We start from the raw sequence: 19342 nt of genomic DNA, 5'->3' as shown, positions 1-19342 counted from the left end.
CGTCATGGACAATGGGTCATGGCTGGCTGGTGTCCTCCTCCCTCCCCTGATTCTCCTCGCGGGGATCTGTGGCGCCATCACCCTGATCGGACTGTTTTTCGCGGTCAACCAGCTCGTTGGGCTGATGATCTCGGGACTGCTCGCCCAGCTGCGCCGCACTCAGAAACCGCAACCTCGTGGGACTTCCGCGCGGCTACCCTGAAAGCGTGACCGACTCCCCCGATGCCTGGCGTGCGATCATCGCCGCACTGCGCGACGACGATGTGCGCGCGGTTCTGGGCGAGACGGCATCCGCTCCCCTCACCGCGCGGCGGCGTGCGCGCGCTCTACAGCGATTGCAGGCGCTGGGTGTCGTCTCCGTGGACGGCGACCGGATCCGCTTCGACGCGGCGCCGCTGACCGCCCTGCTGGCCGCGCCGCCGCGCCCGCGCGGTCCTGAGCGCTTCCTCGATCGTGACGGCCGGATCGATCGTTACCCCGCACAGGCCGCTGAGCGCGTCGCGCTGCTGCGGTTCGTATCCGAACGCGCCTTCTCCCCCGATTCCGTCATGAACGAGCGTGATGTCAACGAGCGGCTCGATGCGTACGCGCCGAACGGCGACGTCGCCGTGCTTCGGCGTTACCTGGTCGATCACGGGCTCCTTCGCCGCACGGCATCCGGGTCCGAATACGTGCGAACGCACGAGTAGCGTGGAGGGGTGACTACGGCCCGCCCCTCCCCTGCGTCAGCCGGACCGGACTACCGGGCATGGATCATCTGGGGAGTCGGTGTCGCGGCCTACATGCTCGCGGTGATCAATCGCAGCTCGCTCTCGGCCGTGGGAGTCGATACCGCCCAGCGCTTCGGAGCGGATGCCGCGACGCTGTCGATGTTCGCGGTCGTCCAGCTCGCGGTCTACGGCGGCATGCAGATTCCGATCGGCCTCCTGCTGGATCGCTACGGTGCCCGTCCGATCATGACCATCGGCATGTTCCTGATGGCGGCCGGACAGCTGACGCTCGCGTTCTCCCCCAGCGTCGGCGTCGCGATCTTCGCCCGCATGCTGCTCGGCGCCGGCGATGCGGCGATCTTCCCAGGAGTTCTGCGCCTTGTCGCCGTCTGGTTTCCTGCCCAGCGCGGACCATTGATGAGCCAGCTCACGGGGCTCGTCGGCCAAGCCGGGCAGCTCCTCGCGCTTGCGCCGCTCGCCGCGATGCTCCACGCGACCAGCTGGGAGATCGTCTTCGGCGGCATCGCCGGGCTCTGCGTGCTCTTCGGCATCCTGGTGTGGGCCGTCATCCGCAACCGTCCGCCGGCGATGAGAGCGGACGTCTCGGTCGATACGAACACCGGGGCGATCCGTGTTGTGCGCTCTTCGATGGACACCGGCGTCGGCATCCGCGCCGCGTGGGCACACCCGGGCACCCGCCTCGCCTTCTGGTCGCACTTCACCACGCCGTTCGCCGGGACGGCATTCGTGCTGCTGTGGGGAACGCCGTTCCTCACCGCAGGCGAGGGACTCACGCTCGCGCAGGCCGCGGGCGTCTTGTCGACCTACGTCGTGGTGGGCATGGCCCTCGGTCCGATCATGGGTGACATCTCACGGCGCATTCCCCATCTGCGTTCGCGCGCACTCGTGCTCCCGGCGGTGGGCACCCAGTTCGTCGCGTGGACGGTGGTGATCGCGTGGCCGGGGCCCGCCCCGCTGTGGCTGCTCTATGGACTTGCCGTGGCGCTGGCGATGGGCGGACCCGCCTCGATGATCGCTTTCGACCATGCGCGCACCCACAACCCCGCCCACCGCCTGAGCACCGCGACGGGAATCACGAATGTCGGCGGCTTCCTCGCCGCGCTCGTGGCGATCTTCGCGATCGGGATCGCCCTCGACCTACAGGGCGCCGGCACGCCGGAGACCTACCGACTCGATGCGTTCCGGTTGGCGTTCCTCGCACAGGTTCCGCTCTGGGCGCTCGGCTGGACATTCATCGTGATCGAGCGGCGCAGGACGCGGGTCCTGCTGGGGATGGACCCGCCGCGCCGACCGCGCGCCGAGTGATCGGCGTGCGCGGCCGGCGCGCGGGAATCAGACCGTTCCGTCGCCGGAAGTGCGCGACTCGGTCTGGGTGATCCGCTCGCCCACACCGGGCTCGACGGTCCGCGTGACCTGCTGCGTGGAGCGACGTCGCAGCATCAAGATCAGGCCGATGAGGAACACGAGCACGCCCGCGCCCATCAGGATGTACCCGATCATGTCGAGGTTCACGTAGGGGACGTCGACGTTGACGGCGAACACGAGGATCGCTCCGATGACGAACAGTGCGATTCCGGCTCCGATGCTCATGAGTGCGTCTCCTTGTTCGGGGATGGGACGTCCTCATGGTGGCGGAACCCACGACGCTCGCCTATGCCCTTGACAGAGGCGAGGGCGGACGGCTAGCTCGGGTCGACCTGCATCCACGTCCCGCCGAACTTCGGCTGTCGACCGTCGCCCGACGAGGTGCCGGTGAGACGCCGACGCACCCACGGACCGAGGTGTTCGCGCATGTACTCGCGTTGCGCGAGACGCGCGACGTCGGTGATCTCGGGCATCGACCACCAGCCTTCCGGCACCCGCTCTCCTAGCGACGCCAGAACGCGGGCGGCGACCCGATGGTGACCGCGGCTGTTCATGTGCAGGCGGTCCTGAGACCAGAACGACGGGTTCGACAACTCGGCATCCGGCCAGTTCAGCGCGCGGACGACGTCGGGACGTTCGGCAATGCGCTGCACCACGGCATCCGACATGAGATCGCCGCGTCGTTGGATGAGGCGGCTCATCGGCAACTGCGCCGACGGATTCGCGCCCGACAGCAGGATGAGTGTGACGCCCTCCTCGTCGCACCGCCGGAGTACCTGGCTGAACGCGTCGGCGATGTGGCCGATCGAGGTGCGCGGCCGCAGCATGTCGTTGCCGCCCCCGTTGAAGGACAGGTGGGTGGGTGTGAGTGCGAGAGCCGGTTCGAGCTGCTGCGCGACGATCGGCCAGATGAGCTTGCCGCGGATCGCAAGGTTCGCGTACTGGATGGATTCGCCCCGGGAGTCCGCCCAACCCTGCGCGGTCAGATCGGCCCACCCGCGTACGCTGCCGTCGGGCCGCTCGTCGCCGACGCCCTCCGTGAACGAGTCCCCGATCGCCACGAACCGCACCTCTGCCATCCGATCAGCCTACGCCGCGCTCTGCCGCGGGCTCACCGGTCCCCTTCGGTCGCTGCGGCGCAGCGAAAGCGGCAGATGCGGGCGGATGCCGCGGATGCCGCGACCTCAGCGGTCGTCGAGAGCCGCGCCGCGGTGGTCGGAGAGGGCCCACGCCGCCGCTGCCGCCAGCACGAAGAAGGCGGCGAACACGATGAACAGCAGCGCCGCGCCGCCGGTGGCGAGCAGCGGTGGCACGCTCAACGGCGCGACGATGGACGCGATGCGCCCGACACCCGCGGCCCAACCCGCCCCGGTCGCACGCAGCGACGTGGGGTAGTTCTCCGGCGTGACGGCGTACAGTGCGCCCCAGGCACCGAGGTTGAAGAACGACAGCGCCATCCCGGCCGCGATGATCACGCCTTCCGTCGATGCGGTGCCGAAGAACAGCGCGGCGACCGCGGATCCCGCCAGAAAGACGGACAACGTCACGCGCCGCCCCCATGCCTCGATGAGCCAGGCCGCCACGGCGTAGCCCGGCAACTGTGCGAGCGTGATGATCAGGGTGAAGCCGAACGATTTCACCAGCCCGTACCCCTGCGCGAAGAGGATCGTCGGCATCCAGATGAACGCGCCGTAATACGAGAAGTTGACGCAGAACCAGACGATCCACAGCGCCCCCGTGCGCACGCGGAACTCGCCCGACCACAGTGCGCGCAGGCCGCGGTCCGCCAGCTGTGCGCCGGCCGCGGTGCCCACCGGGGCATGGCGACGAGGCGTTCCCTGCAGCGCCGGCGACGACTCGAACGTGCGGGTGACCGCGTCCGCCTCGCGGTGGCGTCCGCGTCGCGCGAGCCATCGCGGCGACTCCGGCAGCGACCAGCGGACGATGAGCGCGTAGATCGCGGGGATCGCCCCCAGCGCGAAGGCCCAGCGCCATCCGTCGGCGGAGGCCGGGATCACGAAGAAGCCGATCAGCGCCGCCGCCGTCCATCCCAGGGCCCAGAACGCCTCGAGGATGACGATGAGCCGGCCCCTCATGCGCGCCGGCGCGACCTCGCTGACGTACGTGCTCGCCACCGGCAGCTCGGCTCCCAGACCGAGCCCGACGATGACGCGGAGGGCGATGAGAGCCGCGAGTCCTCCGGCCAGAGCGCTTGCGCCGGTTGCCAGACCGTAGACGAGCAGTGTGACGGCGAACACGGAGCGGCGGCCGAAACGATCCGCCAGCAGACCGCCCAGGCTCGCGCCCACCGCCATGCCGACGAAACCGGCCGACGCGATCCACGACGCCTGCTCGCCGGTCAACGACCACTGTGCGATCAACGCGGTCAGCACGAAGGAGACGAGGCCGACGTCCATCGCGTCCAGCGCCCAGCCGAGACCCGAACCGGTCAAGACCCGCAGGTGCCGGCGGGTGAACGGGAGAGCGTCCAGCCGCTCCCCCACGTCGATACCTGTCGGCGTCGGCGCAGAGGGAAAGGCAGCGGCATCCGTCATGGCTGAATGCTACTCAGGATGCCGAGAGCATCTCCGACACGAGGGGGGCGACCTTCGTACCGTACAGCTCGATCGAGCGCATGAGCTTCGCGTGCGAGAGGGTGCCGTTGGCGTACTTGAGGTCGAAGCGCGTCGCCCCGAGGGTCTTCATGGTGGCGGCGATCTTGCGTGCGACGGTCTCGGGCGATCCCGCGTAGACGGCGCCCTCCGGGCCGATGTCATGTTGGAACTGCAGCCGGCTGTACGGCGGCCACCCGCGCTCGGCGCCGATCGCGTTGCGGTTGGCCTCCATCGCCGGGTACAGCTCATCCCACGCCTGAGCGTCGCTGTCCGCGATGTGGCCGGGTGAGTGCACGCCGACGGGCATCGCCTCGCTGTGCCCGAACGACGCGAGTGAGCGGTGGTAGAGATCGACGTAGGGACGGAAGCGATCGGCCGAGCCGCCGATGATGGCCAGCATGAGTCCGTAGCCGTAGCGGGCCGTGCGCACGACCGACTCGGGCGAGCCACCGACTCCTACCCACGCGCGAATGCCGTTCTCCGTCTTCGGAAAGACGTCGGCGTTGTTCAGTGCTGCCCGCGTCGTGCCCTGCCAGGTCACGGGCTTCTCGGTGAGCAGCTGCGAGAAGAGGTCGAGCTTCTCCTCGAAGAGCACCTCGTAGTCGCCGAGGTCGTAGCCGAACAGCGGGAAGGACTCGATGAAGGAACCCCGACCGAGGATCACCTCGGCACGCCCCGACGACAGCGCGTCCAGCGTCGCGAAGCGCTCGTAGACACGCACCGGGTCGTCGCTGGAGAGCACGGTGACGGCCGTACCGAGATGAATCTTCTCGGTACGGGCCGCCGCCGCAGCCAGCACCAGTTCCGGACTGGACACCGCGAATTCGTGGCGGTGGTGCTCCCCTACCCCGAAGAAGGAGAGCCCCACCTGGTCGGCGAGCACCGCCTGATCCACGATGTCGCGGATCGTCTGAGCGTCGCTCAGGCGCTCGCCGTCCTCGCCCACGGTGACGTCGCCGAAGGTGTCCAGTCCCAGTTCTACATTCATACGAATGAGAACCCTCCCTGTGCCGTGATCATTCCGTGCGCGGTGTGGTCGTGCTCAGCCCTGTGCGAGGGCCATGCGCAGCGTGTCGAGACCGACCCCACCGAGACGCAGCGCGCGCATGTGGAAGCGCTTGATGTCGAAGTCGGCGCCCTCGCGATCGGCGGTCTCTTCGCGGATCTGTTCCCAGATGCGCTGGCCGACCTTGTAGGACGGTGCCTGCCCCGGCCAGCCGAGGTAGCGGTTGACCTCGAACTGGATGAACTCGTCCGACATGTTGACGTTTCGACGCATGAACTCAAGGGCGAAGTCGGCGTCCCAGATGCCCTCGCCGTCGGGACGAGGCTTGCCCAGGTGCACGCCGATGTCGAGCACGACGCGGGCGGCCCGCATCCGCTGGCCGTCCAGCATGCCGAGCCGGTCGGCCGGGTCGTCGAGGTAGCCGAGCTGCTCCATCAAGCGCTCGGCGTAAAGGGCCCAGCCCTCCGCGTGTCCGCTGGAGCCGGCAAGCAGACGCCGCCACGAGTTGAGTTCCGCGCGGTTGTAGACCGCCTGGGCGATCTGCAGGTGGTGGCCGGGAACGCCCTCGTGGTAGACCGTGGTGAGCTCGCGCCACGTGTCGAACGAGTCGACGCCCTCGGGCACCGACCACCACATCCGGCCGGGACGCGAGAAGTCGTCGGTCGGTCCGGTGTAGTAGATGCCGCCTTCGTTGGTCGGCGCGATCATGCACTCGAGCCGACGGATCTCCTCCGGGATGTCGAAGTGCGTCTTGCCGAGCTCCTCGACGGCACGATCGCTCGTGGCCTGCATCCACTCCTGAAGGGCCCGCGTGCCGCGCAGCTTGCGCGCCTCGTCGTTCTCGAGGAACGCCACGGCCTCTTCGACGGTCGCGCCCGGCAGAATCTCGTTGGCGATCGACTCCTGCTCCGCCACCATGCGGGCGAGCTCCTCGAGACCCCACTCGTAGGTCTCGTCGAGGTCGATCACGGCCCCGAGGAAGCCGCGCGAGTGCAGCGCGTACAGCTCGCGTCCGACCGCATCGTTCTCGGATGCCGCGGGCGCCAGCTCGGTGCGCAGGAAGTTCGCGAGTTCGTCGTACGCGACGCGGGCGGCGCCCGCGTGGCCGGAGAGGGTCTTCGCGAGAGAGGCGGGGAGCTGTCCCTCCGCCGGGGCCGCGTCAGCCGCGAACGTCGCGAAGAAGCCGTTGTCGGCGGTATAGCGGGCGATCTGCCCCACGACCTCCGTGACCTGACGGCGGGCGGGAACGACGCCCGTCGCGATGCCCTCGCGCAGTGTTTCGATGTACCCGCCGATCGCGTCGGGGATGGCCGACAGTCGCGCAGCGATCACCGACCAGTCCTCGACCGTGTCGGTGGGCATCAGGTCGAACACGTTGCGCAGCTCCTGCGCAGGCGAGGCGATCACGTTGAGGTCGCGCAGGTGCGCACCGGCCTCGTGCAGCGCGAGCGAGAGCTCGAGGTCGCCGGCGAGGTCGGCCTTGGTGACCACGTCCACGTCGTCGACCGGCTCGGCCGCCTGCAAGGCCGACAGCGTGGCACGCGTGGCGTCGATGCGCGCCGCTGTGCCCGCGGGTGAGAGGTCATCGAGACGGCCGTTGTGCTCGAAGCGCCCGATGTAGGTGGCCAGTCCCGGAGAAAGCTCGGCAGAGGTGTCGACCCATGCCTCGGCGATCGCGTCGATAGGCGTGGGGGTACGTGGGGAGTCAGTCATTCTTCGAGCCTAATCCCGACGCGGCACTGGCGTGGGCTCGGATGCCGGGGCGGACGGCACGCGATCTCAGCCGTGCTCCCCCGCGGCCTGCGATCCTCCTCGGGCGAGCTCAGTGGCCGGCGACGTCCCAGTTCTCCCCGCGACCGATCTGTACGTCCAGGGGCACGGACAGCTCTGCGGCATCACCCATGCGGTCGTGGACGATCTGCTCGACGAGGTCCCACTCCCCCGGGGCCACCTCGACGACGAGTTCGTCGTGGATCTGCAGCAGCACCCGCGAAGCGACACCCTGGGCTCGGAACTCGTCGTGGATGCGGAAGAGGGCGATCTTCATGATGTCGGCCGCGCTGCCCTGGATCGGTGCGTTCAGTGCCGCACGCTCCGCGTTCTCGCGCAGCACCCGATTGGGGCTGGCCAGATCCGGGAACGGTCGACGCCGACCGAAGATCGTCTCGGTGTACCCGTCGATGCGGGCCTGTTCGACGGAGGAGCGCAGGTAGTCGCGGACCGCGCCGAAGCGGGCGAAGTACTCCGTCATCAAGAGCTTGGCCTCGGACTGTTCGATGCGCAGCTGCTTCGACAGGCCGAAGGCACTGAGGCCGTAGACGAGTCCGTAGCTCATGGCCTTGACCTTCGTCCGCATGGCCGGGGTCACATCGGCCGGTTCGACGCCGAACACGCGTGCACCGACGAACCGGTGGAGGTCCTCGCCGGAGTTGAACGCCTCGATGAGACCTTCGTCACCGGACAAGTGCGCCATGATCCGCATCTCGATCTGCGAGTAGTCCGCGGTCAGGAGCGTCTCATAGCCTTCGCCCACTTCGAACGCGGCACGAATGCGTCGAGACTCCTCGGTACGGATCGGGATGTTCTGCAGGTTCGGGTCGGTGCTGGACAGGCGCCCGGTCTGGCTTCCCGTCTGCACGTACGTGGTGTGGATGCGCCCGTCGCCGGCGGTGGTGCGATCATTGCCGATCGATGCATCGAGCGACTCGATGATCTGACGGAGCTTCGTCGCCTCGCGGTGCTGCAGAAGCAGATCGAGGAACGGGTGCGGGTTCGACTCCTGCAGGTCGGCGAGCACCGCGGCGTCGGTGGAATAGCCCGTCTTCGTTTTGCGTGTCTTCGGCAGCTCGAGCTGTTCGAACAGCACTTCCTGCAGCTGCTTGGGTGAGCCCAGGTTCACCTCCCGCCCGATCTCGGCGTAGGCGAGCTGGGCAACGGCCTCGGCGCGCGCGCCCAGCTCCGCAGAGAACCCCGAGAGCTTCTCGTGCGAGACGGCGACGCCGGCCACCTCCATGTCGGCCAGGGTGTCGAGAGTGGGCAGTTCGATCTCGGTCATCACACGGGCGACCGACGCAGGCATCTGTGCCCGCATGGCGTCGGCGACGCGCAGCGCGTACCACGACAGTTGACCCGGGGTGGCGCCTTCGGTCTCGGGTACCAGCTGCGTCGGATCGGCCTCGGGCAGCTTCTCGTCGAGATAGCGGTCGACGAGGTCACCGAGCCCCTTGTCGGGAAAGCTGGGGCGCAGCAGCCACCCGGCGAGGATCGGGTCGAAAACCAGGCCCCGCAGTCGCACTCCGGCACGTCGGAGGGCCTTCACCTGCGCCTTGGCATCGGCGATGACCTTCGGCGCATCACTGCTCAACCAGGGCCCGAGAGTCGCGGAAACGTCCGTCGACCAGGTCGTCTCGATGGCCTCATCGCCGGTGGCGAGGCCCAGTCGTGCGGGAAGGCCGCCCTCCGTCGTGAGCGTGAGCGCCACCTCCTCGGCGTCGTCGGCCGCCGTGCGGGCGGCGACCCATGCCTCGAGCGCGGCCGCGTCGACCTCGACGGGCTGGGGCGCTGCGATCGTGTTCGCCGCGTGGTCGGCGCCGTCGTCGAGGTCGGCGCCGACGGCCTCGAAAACGCGCGGCAGAAGGGTGCGGAACTCCAGTCGAGCGAAGATATCGCGAACGGCCTGCGCGTCGATCGGCTGCACCGCAAGGTCGGCCGGTCCGACGCCCAGCTCGACATCGCGCAGCAGCGCGTTCAGGTTCCTGTTGCGGCGCACGTCGTCGAGGTGGTCGCGCAGGTTGCCCCCCACGACACCCGTGATCTTGTCGGCGTTCTCGAGCAGAGCGTCCAGGCTCCCCCACTGCGTGAGCCACTTGACGGCCGTCTTCTCGCCCACCTTCGGCACCCCCGGCAGGTTGTCGCTGGTCTCGCCCACGAGCGCGGCGATGTCGGGGTAGTTGGCCGGCGGCAGGCCGTACTTCTCGACGACGGCATCCGGCGTGTAGCGCTTGAGCTGCGACACGCCCTGCACGCTCGGGTACAGCAGCGTCACATCGTCGGTGACGAGTTGGATGGTGTCACGGTCGCCGGAGCAGACGAGGACGTCGTAGCCCTCGGCCGCACCGCGCGTGGCGAGGGTCGCGAGGATGTCGTCGGCCTCGATGCCCTCCTTGGTGAGCACCGTCACGTTCATCGCGGCGAGGCAGTCCTGCAGCAGAGGAATCTGGCCCTTGAACTCCGCCGGCGACTCGGAGCGGTTCGCCTTGTACTCGGGGTACTCGTCGGTGCGGAAGGAGTGACGGGACGTGTCGAAGGCGACGGCGAGATGCGTCGGCTGCTCCGCTTTGACGAGGTTGACGAACATCGACAGGAAGCCGTAGATGCCGTTCGTGTGCTGACCGTCGCGCGTCGTGAAGTTGTCCACGGGAAGGGCGAAGAAGGCGCGGTACGCCAGCGAATGGCCGTCTACGACGAGGAGAGTAGGCTTTGCGGAGTCCGTCACCCTGCAACTCTAGACGCGGGGACGGTCACTGGAACTCCCGACCCGATCACTTCCGAAGGTGGACGATGACCGCTGAGAACTCCCCTGTCGACGACGGCATGGACTGGGCGCGTCAGCGCGGAATGGGAGCCCTCGCCGAGAAGATGGGCATCGAGTTCACGGAGTTCAGCATCCAGCGCTCCGTCGCGACGATGCCGGTCGAGGGCAACACCCAACCTGTCGGACTGCTGCACGGCGGCGCGTACGTCGTTCTCGGGGAGTCCCTCGGCTCCATGGCGGCCAATCTCCACGCCGGCCCCGGTCGACTCGCCGTCGGCGTCGACATCAACGCGACCCACACGCGATCGGCCACGAGCGGCGTCGTCACCGGGGTCTGCACCCCTGTGCATCTCGGCCGCAGCCTCACGGTCCACGAGATCGTCGTGACCGACGATCAGGGGCGGCGCTGCTCGACGATCCGCATCACGAACATGATCAGGGAGCGCACGCCGTCCTGAGCTGGCGCGTCCGCGCCTCGAGGCGAGGGTCAGCCCTTCTTTGGCGAGAGCTGCTCGATGATCGCCTTGGCGACGTCCTGCATCGTCAGGCGGCGGTCCATCGAGGCCTTCTGGATCCAGCGGAACGCCTCGGGCTCGCTCAGGCCCATCTTCTCGTTGAGCAGACCCTTGGCGCGGTCGACGAGCTTACGGGTCTCGAAGCGCTCGACCATGTCGGCGACCTCGGCCTCGAGGGTGATGATCTGCTCGTACCGCGCGAGGGCGATCTCGATCGCCGGGAGCAGGTCGTTGGGGGTGAAGGGCTTGACCACGTAGGCCAGGGCGCCGGCCTCGCTGGCCCGCTCGACGAGCTCCTTCTGGCTGAACGCGGTCAGCAGCACGACGGGGGCGATGTGGTTCTTGCTGAGCTTCTCGGCGGCGCTGATGCCGTCGAGGACGGGCATCTTCACGTCCATGATGACGAGGTCCGGGCGCAGCTCGGTCGCCAGCTGCACGGCGGTCTCCCCGTCACCGGCCTCCCCCACGACGTCGAAGCCGTTGTCGCGGAGAATCTCGACGATGTCGAGGCGGATCAGCGATTCGTCCTCGGCGACGACGACGCGTCGCGGGGAGGATGCCGTGGGAGTCGTGCTCGGTTCCTGCTCAGTCACCTTTGAATCCTACGGTATCGTCAATCCCGGACGTGCGCTGATGAACGTCCGCGTGCGCCGGTGTGGCGGAATGGCAGACGCGACCGACTCAAACTCGGTTGTCTTCGGACGTGTGGGTTCGACTCCCACCACCGGCACGGAAGATGCGGTGCCTGTGGGCGCCGCATCTTGCGTTGCGATGGTGTTGCGGGCGGGCGGGCGCGCGTGTGGGTGGGCCCAGGCGGCCGGAGGCTCCGCTCGCCGCGCAGCGGCGTGTGGAGGGGCCGTGGGGACGACTCCCACCACCGGCACGATACGCAGAGGGCGGATGCCGGCAATCCCGGCATCCGCCCTCTGGCGTCTCTGCGACCTACTTCTCCGACTGGTAGATCGGCGCCTTGCCGTGAACGGCGTCGCCGATCCGGTGCACCCGGATGTCGTTGGTCGAGCCGATGATTCCGGGAGGGGAACCCGAGATCACGACGACCTTGTCCCCTTCCTGGGCGAGGCCCTGGCCGAGGAAGAACTCATCGACCTGCATGAACATCATGTCGGTGTGCGCAACGTGCTCCACGAGGGTCGACTGCACGCCCCACGTGAGCGCCATGCGGCGACGGATGGCCGGGTCGACGGCGAAGGCCATCATCGGGATGCCGGGGCGCAGCCGCGACATGCGACGGGCGGTGTCCCCGGACTCCGTGAAGATGGCGATGTACTTCGCCTCGATGAACTCGGCGACCTCGTTCGCGGCGAGGGTCAGGATGCCGCCCTGTGTGCGCGGCTTGGCGCTGAAGGGGCGGATCCGCTCGAGTCCGTGCTCCTCGGTCGACTCGACGATGCGGGCCATCGTCTGCACGGTGACGACCGGGTAGTCGCCGACGCTCGTCTCGCCGGAGAGCATGACGGCGTCCGCGCCGTCGAGGACGGCGTTGGCGACGTCCGAGGCCTCGGCGCGCGTGGGCACCGGAGCGTGGGTCATCGACTCGAGCATCTGCGTCGCGACGATGACGGGCTTGGCCATGCGGCGGCACATCTCGACGGCGCGCTTCTGGACGACCGGCACGGCTTCCAGCGGCAGCTCGACTGCGAGGTCGCCGCGCGCGACCATGATGCCGTCGAAGGCATCGATGATCTCCTCGAGGTTGTCGACGGCCTGCGGCTTCTCGATCTTGGCGATGACGGGGACTTTGCGTCCCTCCTCCGCCATGATCTCGTGCACGCGGGTGATGTCGGCGGCGTCGCGCACGAACGACAGCGCGATGAGGTCGGCGCCGGCCTGGAGACCCCAGCGCAGGTCCGACTCGTCCTTCTCGGAGAGAGCCGGGACGCTGACGGCGACGCCCGGAAGGTTGATGCCCTTGTTGTTGGAGACGGTGCCCGCCACGATGACCTTGGTCGTGACGACGGGGCCGTCGACGCTCTCTACCTGGACGCGCACCTTGCCGTCGTCGATGAGGAGGAAGTCACCGGGCTTCACGTCGCCGGCGAGGCCCTTGAAGGTGGTGCCGACGAGGTCGCGCGTGCCGACGACGTCCTCCGTGGTGATGCGGAACGTGTCGCCGACAGCGAGGTCGTGGGGTCCGTCGCTGAACTTGCCGAGGCGGATCTTTGGGCCCTGGAGGTCGACGAGGATGGCGACGGCGCGGCCCGCGTCGTCAGCGGCCTTGCGCACGTTCGCGAAGCGGACTTCGTGCTCGGCGTAGGAGCCGTGGCTCAGGTTCATTCGGGTGACGTCCACGCCCGCATCGATGATCGCGCGGATCATCTCATACGATTCGGTGGCCGGACCCAGGGTTGCGACGATCTTCGCGCGTCTCACTGAAGACTCTCCGGTCTCTATGGGTTGTTCGGGGGTGATTTCAGCCTACGCGGGCTGAAGGCCGATCGCGACGTCGGTCGGGCGCACCGGTGACGGCAGGCTCGTGCGTCCCATGAGGTACTCGTCGACGGCCGCCGCCGCGGCGCGACCCTCCGCGATCGCCCAGACGATCAGGGATTGGCCACGCCCGGCGTCTCCGGCGACGAACACGCCGGGCGCGGTCGTCTGGTAGTCATCGCCGCGCTCGACGTTGCCGCGGCCCGTGAACACGGTACCGAGCTGCGATTCGAGTTCGGCGCGTTCGGGGCCGGTAAAACCCATCGCGATGAGGATGAGGTCAGCGGGGATCTCGCGCTCGGTGCCGCTGCGCGGAACCCGGCGGCCGTCGGGGAGGTATTCCGTCTCCGCAACGCGGAGAGCGCGCACCTCTCCCGCCTCGTTGCCCAGGAACTCCACCGTCGAGGCCAGGAAGCTGCGCTCCCCGCCCTCCTCGTGTGCCGACGAGACTTCGAAGACGGTCGGTGTCATCGGCCACGGCTGGTGATCGGGCCGGCTGGCCGGCGGCTGCTTGCCGATCGCGAGGTTCGTGACGCTCAGCGCACCCTGGCGGTGTGCGGTCCCGATGCAGTCCGCACCGGTGTCACCCCCGCCGATGACGATGACGTGCTTGCCCTCCGCGTGGATCTGCTGCGGCACCTGGTCGCCGGCGACGGCCTTGTTCGACTCGATGAGGTACTCCATCGCGAAGTGCACACCGGCGAGGTCACGTCCGGGGATGGCGAGCTCTCGGGGCAGGGTGGCTCCGGTCGCGATGACGACCGCGTCGTAGCGGGCGCGCAGATCGCTCCACGAGATGTCCTTGCCGATCTCGACGCCCGCGCGGAAACGCGTGCCCTCGTCCTGCATCTGACGCAGGCGCGACTCGAGGTGACGCTTCTCCATCTTGAAGTCGGGGATGCCGTAGCGCAGCAGGCCTCCGATGCGGTCGTCGCGCTCGTACACCGCGACGGTGTGGCCCGCGCGTGTCAGTTGCTGGGCTGCGGCGAGTCCGGCCGGACCGGAGCCGACGACCGCGACGGTCTTGCCGGTCAGCCGCGCCGGCGGCTCGGGCTCTACCCAGCCGTTGGCGAAGGCCTCGTCGATCGTCGAGACCTCGATCTGCTTGATCGTCACCGCCGGCTGGTTGATGCCCAGCACGCACGAGCTCTCGCACGGAGCGGGGCAGAGCCGTCCCGTGAACTCCGGGAAGTTGTTCGTGGCGTGCAGGCGCTCGATCGCCGCGCGACCTTCGCCGCGCCAGGTGAGGTCGTTCCACTCCGGGATCAGGTTGCCCAGCGGGCAGCCCTTGTGGCAGAACGGGATGCCGCAGTCCATGCAGCGGCCGGCCTGACGACGCAGGACGGCGGTGTCGCCCGGCTCGTAGACCTCTTTCCAGTCCATGATGCGCACGGGAACCGGCCGGCGCGCCGGGAGCTCGCGCTCGGTGGTCTTCAGGAAGCCCTTCGGGTCAGCCACCGGTCACCTCCAGGATGCGGGTCCAGACGACGTCGCTGTCGGGGTCGAGCCCCTCGGCGGCCGCCTCCTGGCGGGTCTGCAGTACCGCGGCGTAGTCGCGCGGCAGGACACGGACGAAGTTCGCGGCCTCGGCCTCGAGATCGTCCAAGAGAGCGGCTGCGAGCACCGAGTCGGTCTCGGTCACGTGCCGTTGAAGGAGATCGCGCAGGATCTCGACGTCACCCGAACCCATCTCCAGCAGCTCGAGTTCGCCGCTGGCGAGCGCCTCGCGGTTCACGAGAGCGCGGTCGAGCTTGTAGATGTACGCGGTGCCGCCCGACATGCCGGCTCCGAGGTTGCGCCCGGTCGGTCCGAGGATGACGGCCAGGCCGCCGGTCATGTACTCGAGCGCGTGGTCGCCGACACCTTCGACGACGGCGGTCGCCCCCGAGTTGCGCACGAGGAAGCGCTCCCCCACCACTCCGCGCAGGAACAGCGTGCCCTGCGTGGCGCCGTAGCCGATCACGTTGCCCGCGATGACGTTCTGCGCCGCATCGAAGGTCGCGCCGCGGGGCGGGCGGACGATGATCTCGCCTCCCGACAGTCCCTTGCCGACGTAGTCGTTCGAGTCGCCCTCGAGTCGCAGGGTGATGCCCGACGGCAGGAAGGCGCCGAAGGACTGACCGGCCGAGCCGGTGAGATTGATCTCGATGGTGCCCGCCGGCAGGCCGTGCTCGCCGTGAGCGAGGGTGACCCGGTTGCCGAGCATCGTGCCCACGGCCCGTTCGGTGTTGCGGATCGGCAGGTCGATGGAGAAGTGCCCGCCGTGGGCGATGACGTCCTGAGCGTGCTCGATCAGCGGTACATCGAAGTGGTGATCCAGCTCGTGCTCCTGGTTGCGCAGGTGGCGACGCGGCACGTCCTGGGCGAACGCCGGGCCCTCCAGGATCGGCGTCAGATCGAGTCCGCTGGCCTTCCAGTGGTCGATCGCGCCGTTCATGTCGAGCATCTCGGAGTGGCCGACCGCCTCTTCGATCGAGCGGAAGCCCAGCTCGGCGAGGTACTCGCGCACTTCCTGGGCGAGGAACTCCATGAAGTTGACGACGAACTCGGGCTTGCCGGTGAAGCGGCTGCGCAGCACCGGGTTCTGCGTCGCCACACCGACCGGGCAGGTGTCGAGGTGGCAGACGCGCATCATGATGCAGCCCTCTACCACGAGCGCGGTGGTGGCGAACCCGAACTCCTCGGCGCCCAGCAGCGCGGCGATCACGACATCGCGGCCGGTCTTGAGCTGACCGTCGGCCTGAACGACGACACGGTCGCGCATGTCGTTGAGCATGAGCGTCTGCTGCGTCTCGGCCAGACCCAGCTCCCACGGCGTGCCGGCGTGCTTCAGCGAGTTCAGCGGGCTTGCGCCCGTGCCGCCGTCGTGTCCCGAGACGAGGATGACGTCGGCGAGAGCCTTCGCGGTTCCCGCCGCGACGGCCCCGATGCCCGACTGGCTCACGAGCTTGACGTGAACGCGCGCCTTCGGGTTCGCACGCTTGACGTCGAAGATGAGCTGCTTGAGGTCTTCGATCGAGTAGATGTCGTGGTGCGGCGGGGGCGAGATGAGGCCGACGCCGGGGGTGCCGCCGCGCGTGCGCGCGATCCACGGGTAGACCTTTCCGGGAGGCAGCTGGCCTCCTTCGCCCGGCTTCGCCCCCTGGGCGAGCTTGATCTGGATGTCGTCGGCGTGCGTGAGGTACATGCTCGTGACACCGAAACGCCCCGAGGCGACCTGCTTGATGGCGCTGCGACGCTGCGGGTCGAGGAGGCGCTCGACATCCTCGCCGCCCTCACCCGTGTTCGACTTCGCCCCGATCGAGTTCATCGCGATGGCGAGGGTCTCGTGCGCTTCCTTCGAGATCGAGCCGTAGCTCATCGCACCCGTGGAGAAACGCTTGACGATCGAGGAGACGGGCTCCACCTCGTCGATCGGCACGGGCGGACGCACGCCGGTCTTCAGGCGGAACATCCCGCGGAGCGTCTTTAGCTCTGCCGCCTGGTCGTCGACGAGCTTCGTGTACTCCCGGAAGATGTCGTAGCGCCGCGTGCGCGTCGAGTGCTGCAGGCGGAAGACCGTGTCGGGCGTGAACAGGTGCGGTGCACCGTCGCGGCGCCACTGGTACTCGCCGCCGGTCCACAGCCGCTCGTGTGCGCGTGCGGCGCCGTCCTCGGGATACGCGTAGTCGTGGCGGGCCTGGTTCTCGACCGCGATCTCGCGCACCCCGACGCCGCCGAGTTTCGTCTCGGTACCCGTGAAGTACTTGCGGACGAACTCCTCCGACAGGCCCACGGCCTCGAAGACCTGCGACCCGGCATACGACGACACCGTGGAGATGCCCATCTTCGACATGATCTTCAGCACGCCCTTGCCGAGCGCGTAGATGAGGTTCTTGACGGCCTTCTCGGGGGTGATCCCCGTGATGAACCCGGCCCGAACGAGGTACTCGACGGTTTCCATCGCCAGGTACGGGTTGACGGCCGAAGCGCCGTAGCCGATGAGCGTGGCCACGTGGTGCACCTCGCGCACATCACCGGCCTCGACCACCAGGCCCACCTTCATCCGGTTCTCCTGGCGGATGAGGTGGTGGTGAACGGCCGAGAGCATGAGCAGCGACGGAATCGGCACCAGGTCCTTGTTGGAGTCGCGGTCGCTCAGGATGATGAACTCGGCGCCGTCGGCGATCGCGGCGTCCACCTCGGCGGAGATCTCCTCGAGGCGGCGCTCGAGGGCATCCTCGCCGTGCTCCAGGTGATACAGGCCGCGGATGGTCGCGGAGCGACGCCCGGGCAGTGCCTTGTCGATGTTCTGCAGCTTCGCCAGTTCGTCGTTGTCGATCACCGGGAAGTCGAGGGTGATCGTGCGCGTGTGCTCGGGGCCCCACTCCAGGAGGTTGCGCTCGGGGCCGAGCCCGAGGGCGAGCGAGGTCACGACCTCTTCACGGATCGAGTCCAGCGGCGGGTTGGTCACCTGCGCGAACTGCTGCACGAAGTAGTCGAACAGCAGGCGCGGACGCTCGCTGAGCACCGCGATGGGCGTGTCCGATCCCATGGCGCCGAGCGGCTCGGCGCCGGTCTGACCCATGGGCGTGAGAAGGATGCGCACCTCCTCCTCGGTGTATCCGAAGGTGCGCTGACGGCGGGTGATCGAGGCGATCGGGTGCACGATGTGCTCGCGCTCGGGCAGCTCCTTCAGGCGCACGCGACCGGCATCCAGCCATTCCTGCCACGGCTGCAGTGCGGCCAGCTCAGCCTTGACCTCGTCGTCCTCGATGATGCGACGCTGGGCGGTGTCGACCACGAACATGCGTCCGGGGCGCAGACGCCCCCGGCGCTTGATGCGCTCCGGTGCGAAGTCCAGCACACCGGTCTCGCTGCCGATGACGACGAGTCCGTCGGTGGTCTCCGTCCAGCGACCCGGGCGCAGACCGTTGCGGTCCAGCGTCGCGCCGACGAGGGTGCCGTCGGTGAAGATGAGGGCGGCGGGGCCGTCCCAGGGCTCCATCTGCATCGAGTGGTACTCGTAGAACGCGCGAAGGTCCGGCGCGATGTCGGCCTGCTTCTCGTAGGCTTCCGGCACCATCATCATCACCGCGTGCGGCAGGCTGCGACCCGTCAGCGTCAGCAGCTCGAGCACCTCGTCGAAGGATGCCGAGTCGCTTGCGCCTTCCGTGCAGATCGGCAGCAGCGGGCGGATGTCGCCGATCAGCTCGGACTCGAGCTGGGACTGGCGGGCGCGCATCCAGTTGCGGTTGGCGCCGACCGTGTTGATCTCGCCGTTGTGCGCGAGCATCCGCAGCGGCTGGGCGAGCGGCCACGACGGGAACGTGTTGGTCGAGTAGCGGGAGTGCACGACGGCGAGCTCGCTCTGGAAGCGCGCGTCCTGCAGATCGGGATAGAACGGCTCGAGCTGGAGCGTCGTGACCATGCCCTTGTAGCCGAGCGTGCGCGCGCTGAGCGATACGAAGTAGGCGTCGTGCTCGCGGCGGGCGCGCTTGCGCAGCCGGTAGACGCGGCGGTCGAGGTCGATCCCGCTCAGGGCGGGAGCGTCGCCGACGGCGGGGCGTGACACGAACAGCTGCTCGAAGTGGGGTCGCGCCTCGAAGGCGAGCTTGCCGAGGTGCTCCTGCTCGGTCGGGACCTCGCGCCAGCCGAGAACCGTGAGACCTTCCGCGGCGGCGACGGCCTCCACACCCGCCTTCGTCTCGGCGCGTGTGGCCTCGTCGAGCGGAAGGAACGCCATGCCGGCGGCGTACTGCCCGACCGGGGGCAGCTCGAAGTCCACCACGGCGCGCAGGAACGCGTCGGGCATCTGCGTCAGGATGCCGGCGCCATCACCGGTACCGGCGTCGGAGCCGATGGCCCCGCGGTGCTCGAGGTTGCGCAGCGCCGTCAGCGCGAGCTCGACGATGTCGTGGCCCGGCTCGCCACGGAGCGTGGCCACCATCGCCAGACCACAGGCGTCCTTCTCGAAGGCCGGGTTGTACATACCCTGCTTGGCGGGAAATCCCGATGCGGGGCGCATCCGGGGCTGTTCGTGGGTCTCTTCACGACGGGGGCTCGAAGCCATGGCAACCGTCCTCATGGTCAAACTGATCGGGGACGACGTCGGCCCTGGGCATTCAGCGGAGGTGTATTCAGCGGAG

13 protein-coding genes and 1 tRNA gene are annotated in these 19342 nt (G+C 68.5%); 4 read left to right on the top strand and 10 right to left on the bottom strand.

The genetic code is table 11. The features are described from left to right. The first annotated feature begins 206 nt into the window (after positions 1 to 206). Together ACT53O_RS07820 and ACT53O_RS07815 are read left to right on the top strand one after the other, a co-directional pair. Positions 207 to 689: a DUF2087 domain-containing protein gene (locus ACT53O_RS07820; protein WP_239498596.1), complete on the top strand. Its 483-nt coding sequence runs from the start codon at positions 207 to 209 to the stop codon at positions 687 to 689. Positions 690 to 782: 93 nt separating this feature from the next. After that, positions 783 to 2036, top strand: a complete 1254-nt coding sequence (locus tag ACT53O_RS07815; RefSeq protein ID WP_476151971.1) for an MFS transporter — start codon at positions 783 to 785, stop codon at positions 2034 to 2036. Positions 2037 to 2063: 27 nt separating this feature from the next. Here ACT53O_RS07815 and ACT53O_RS07810 read toward each other — a convergent pair whose 3' ends face one another. The 6 genes from ACT53O_RS07810 to polA all read right to left on the bottom strand — a co-directional run bounded on the left by ACT53O_RS07810 (position 2064) and on the right by polA (position 10212). After that, positions 2064 to 2321: a DUF6458 family protein gene (locus ACT53O_RS07810; RefSeq protein WP_036317737.1), complete on the bottom strand. Its 258-nt coding sequence runs from the start codon at positions 2319 to 2321 to the stop codon at positions 2064 to 2066. A 92-nt stretch (positions 2322 to 2413) separates the two neighbouring features. Continuing rightward, positions 2414 to 3175: an SGNH/GDSL hydrolase family protein gene (locus ACT53O_RS07805; protein WP_112931585.1), complete on the bottom strand. Its 762-nt coding sequence runs from the start codon at positions 3173 to 3175 to the stop codon at positions 2414 to 2416. 105 nt (positions 3176 to 3280) lie between these two features. Further along, entirely contained in the window at positions 3281 to 4651 is a 1371-nt protein-coding gene (locus ACT53O_RS07800) for an MFS transporter (protein WP_112931584.1), read from the bottom strand. Positions 4652 to 4664: 13 nt separating this feature from the next. Next, a complete protein-coding gene (locus ACT53O_RS07795; protein ID WP_295778560.1) occupies positions 4665 to 5699 on the bottom strand; it encodes an LLM class flavin-dependent oxidoreductase in 1035 nt (344 codons plus the stop codon). A 54-nt stretch (positions 5700 to 5753) separates the two neighbouring features. Then, positions 5754 to 7430, bottom strand: a complete 1677-nt coding sequence (locus ACT53O_RS07790; protein ID WP_061683438.1) for a DUF885 domain-containing protein — start codon at positions 7428 to 7430, stop codon at positions 5754 to 5756. A gap of 109 nt (positions 7431 to 7539) precedes the next feature. Beyond that, a complete protein-coding gene (gene polA, locus ACT53O_RS07785; RefSeq protein WP_476151697.1) occupies positions 7540 to 10212 on the bottom strand; it encodes a DNA polymerase I in 2673 nt (890 codons plus the stop codon). A 65-nt stretch (positions 10213 to 10277) separates the two neighbouring features. Here polA and ACT53O_RS07780 point away from each other — a divergent pair, with 65 nt between their 5' ends. Beyond that, a complete protein-coding gene (locus tag ACT53O_RS07780) occupies positions 10278 to 10709 on the top strand; it encodes a hotdog fold thioesterase (protein WP_036315323.1) in 432 nt (143 codons plus the stop codon). A gap of 29 nt (positions 10710 to 10738) precedes the next feature. Here ACT53O_RS07780 and ACT53O_RS07775 read toward each other — a convergent pair whose 3' ends face one another. Next, positions 10739 to 11359 (bottom strand): ANTAR domain-containing response regulator, encoded by a 621-nt coding sequence (locus tag ACT53O_RS07775; RefSeq protein ID WP_036315320.1) that lies wholly within the window; start codon positions 11357 to 11359, stop codon positions 10739 to 10741. 56 nt (positions 11360 to 11415) lie between these two features. Between ACT53O_RS07775 and ACT53O_RS07770 the strand changes: the two genes are divergently transcribed. Next, positions 11416 to 11496, top strand: a tRNA-Leu gene (locus ACT53O_RS07770). Positions 11497 to 11708: 212 nt separating this feature from the next. On the opposite strand, the gene pyk is transcribed toward ACT53O_RS07770, so the two are convergent. From pyk to gltB, 3 genes are read right to left on the bottom strand one after another with little or no spacing between them, the layout of a single operon-like run. Continuing rightward, positions 11709 to 13157, bottom strand: coding sequence for a pyruvate kinase (gene pyk / locus ACT53O_RS07765; RefSeq protein WP_112931578.1), 1449 nt, complete (start codon positions 13155 to 13157; stop codon positions 11709 to 11711). Positions 13158 to 13202: 45 nt separating this feature from the next. Continuing rightward, entirely contained in the window at positions 13203 to 14672 is a 1470-nt protein-coding gene (locus ACT53O_RS07760; protein WP_204946977.1) for a glutamate synthase subunit beta, read from the bottom strand. Continuing rightward, the gene (gltB, locus tag ACT53O_RS07755; RefSeq protein ID WP_476151696.1) at positions 14665 to 19266 is read right to left on the bottom strand and encodes a glutamate synthase large subunit; all 4602 of its coding nucleotides are present in this window, start codon (positions 19264 to 19266) and stop codon (positions 14665 to 14667) included. The genes ACT53O_RS07760 and gltB overlap by 8 nt, the downstream gene beginning before the upstream one ends. Positions 19267 to 19342: the final 76 nt, after the last annotated feature.

The sequence above is a fragment of the Microbacterium sp. DMC48 genome, from assembly GCF_056313825.1.
The sequence above is the reverse complement of the archived record's forward strand: the minus strand, read 5'-3'. Positions and strand labels throughout refer to the sequence as shown.

What these genes read in the sequence shown, in the direction of transcription:
- ACT53O_RS07810 (WP_036317737.1), bottom strand. Translation starts at nt 2,321, where the DNA reads ATGAGCATCGGAGCCGGAATCGCACTGTTCGTCATCGGAGCGATCCTC.
- ACT53O_RS07805 (WP_112931585.1), bottom strand. Translation starts at nt 3,175, where the DNA reads ATGGCAGAGGTGCGGTTCGTGGCGATCGGGGACTCGTTCACGGAGGGC.
- ACT53O_RS07800 (WP_112931584.1), bottom strand. Translation starts at nt 4,651, where the DNA reads ATGACGGATGCCGCTGCCTTTCCCTCTGCGCCGACGCCGACAGGTATC.
- ACT53O_RS07795 (WP_295778560.1), bottom strand. Translation starts at nt 5,699, where the DNA reads ATGAATGTAGAACTGGGACTGGACACCTTCGGCGACGTCACCGTGGGC.
- ACT53O_RS07790 (WP_061683438.1), bottom strand. Translation starts at nt 7,430, where the DNA reads ATGACTGACTCCCCACGTACCCCCACGCCTATCGACGCGATCGCCGAG.
- ACT53O_RS07780 (WP_036315323.1), top strand. Translation starts at nt 10,278, where the DNA reads ATGACCGCTGAGAACTCCCCTGTCGACGACGGCATGGACTGGGCGCGT.
- ACT53O_RS07815 (WP_476151971.1), top strand. Translation starts at nt 783, where the DNA reads ATGCTCGCGGTGATCAATCGCAGCTCGCTCTCGGCCGTGGGAGTCGAT.
- gltB (WP_476151696.1), bottom strand. Translation starts at nt 19,266, where the DNA reads ATGGCTTCGAGCCCCCGTCGTGAAGAGACCCACGAACAGCCCCGGATG.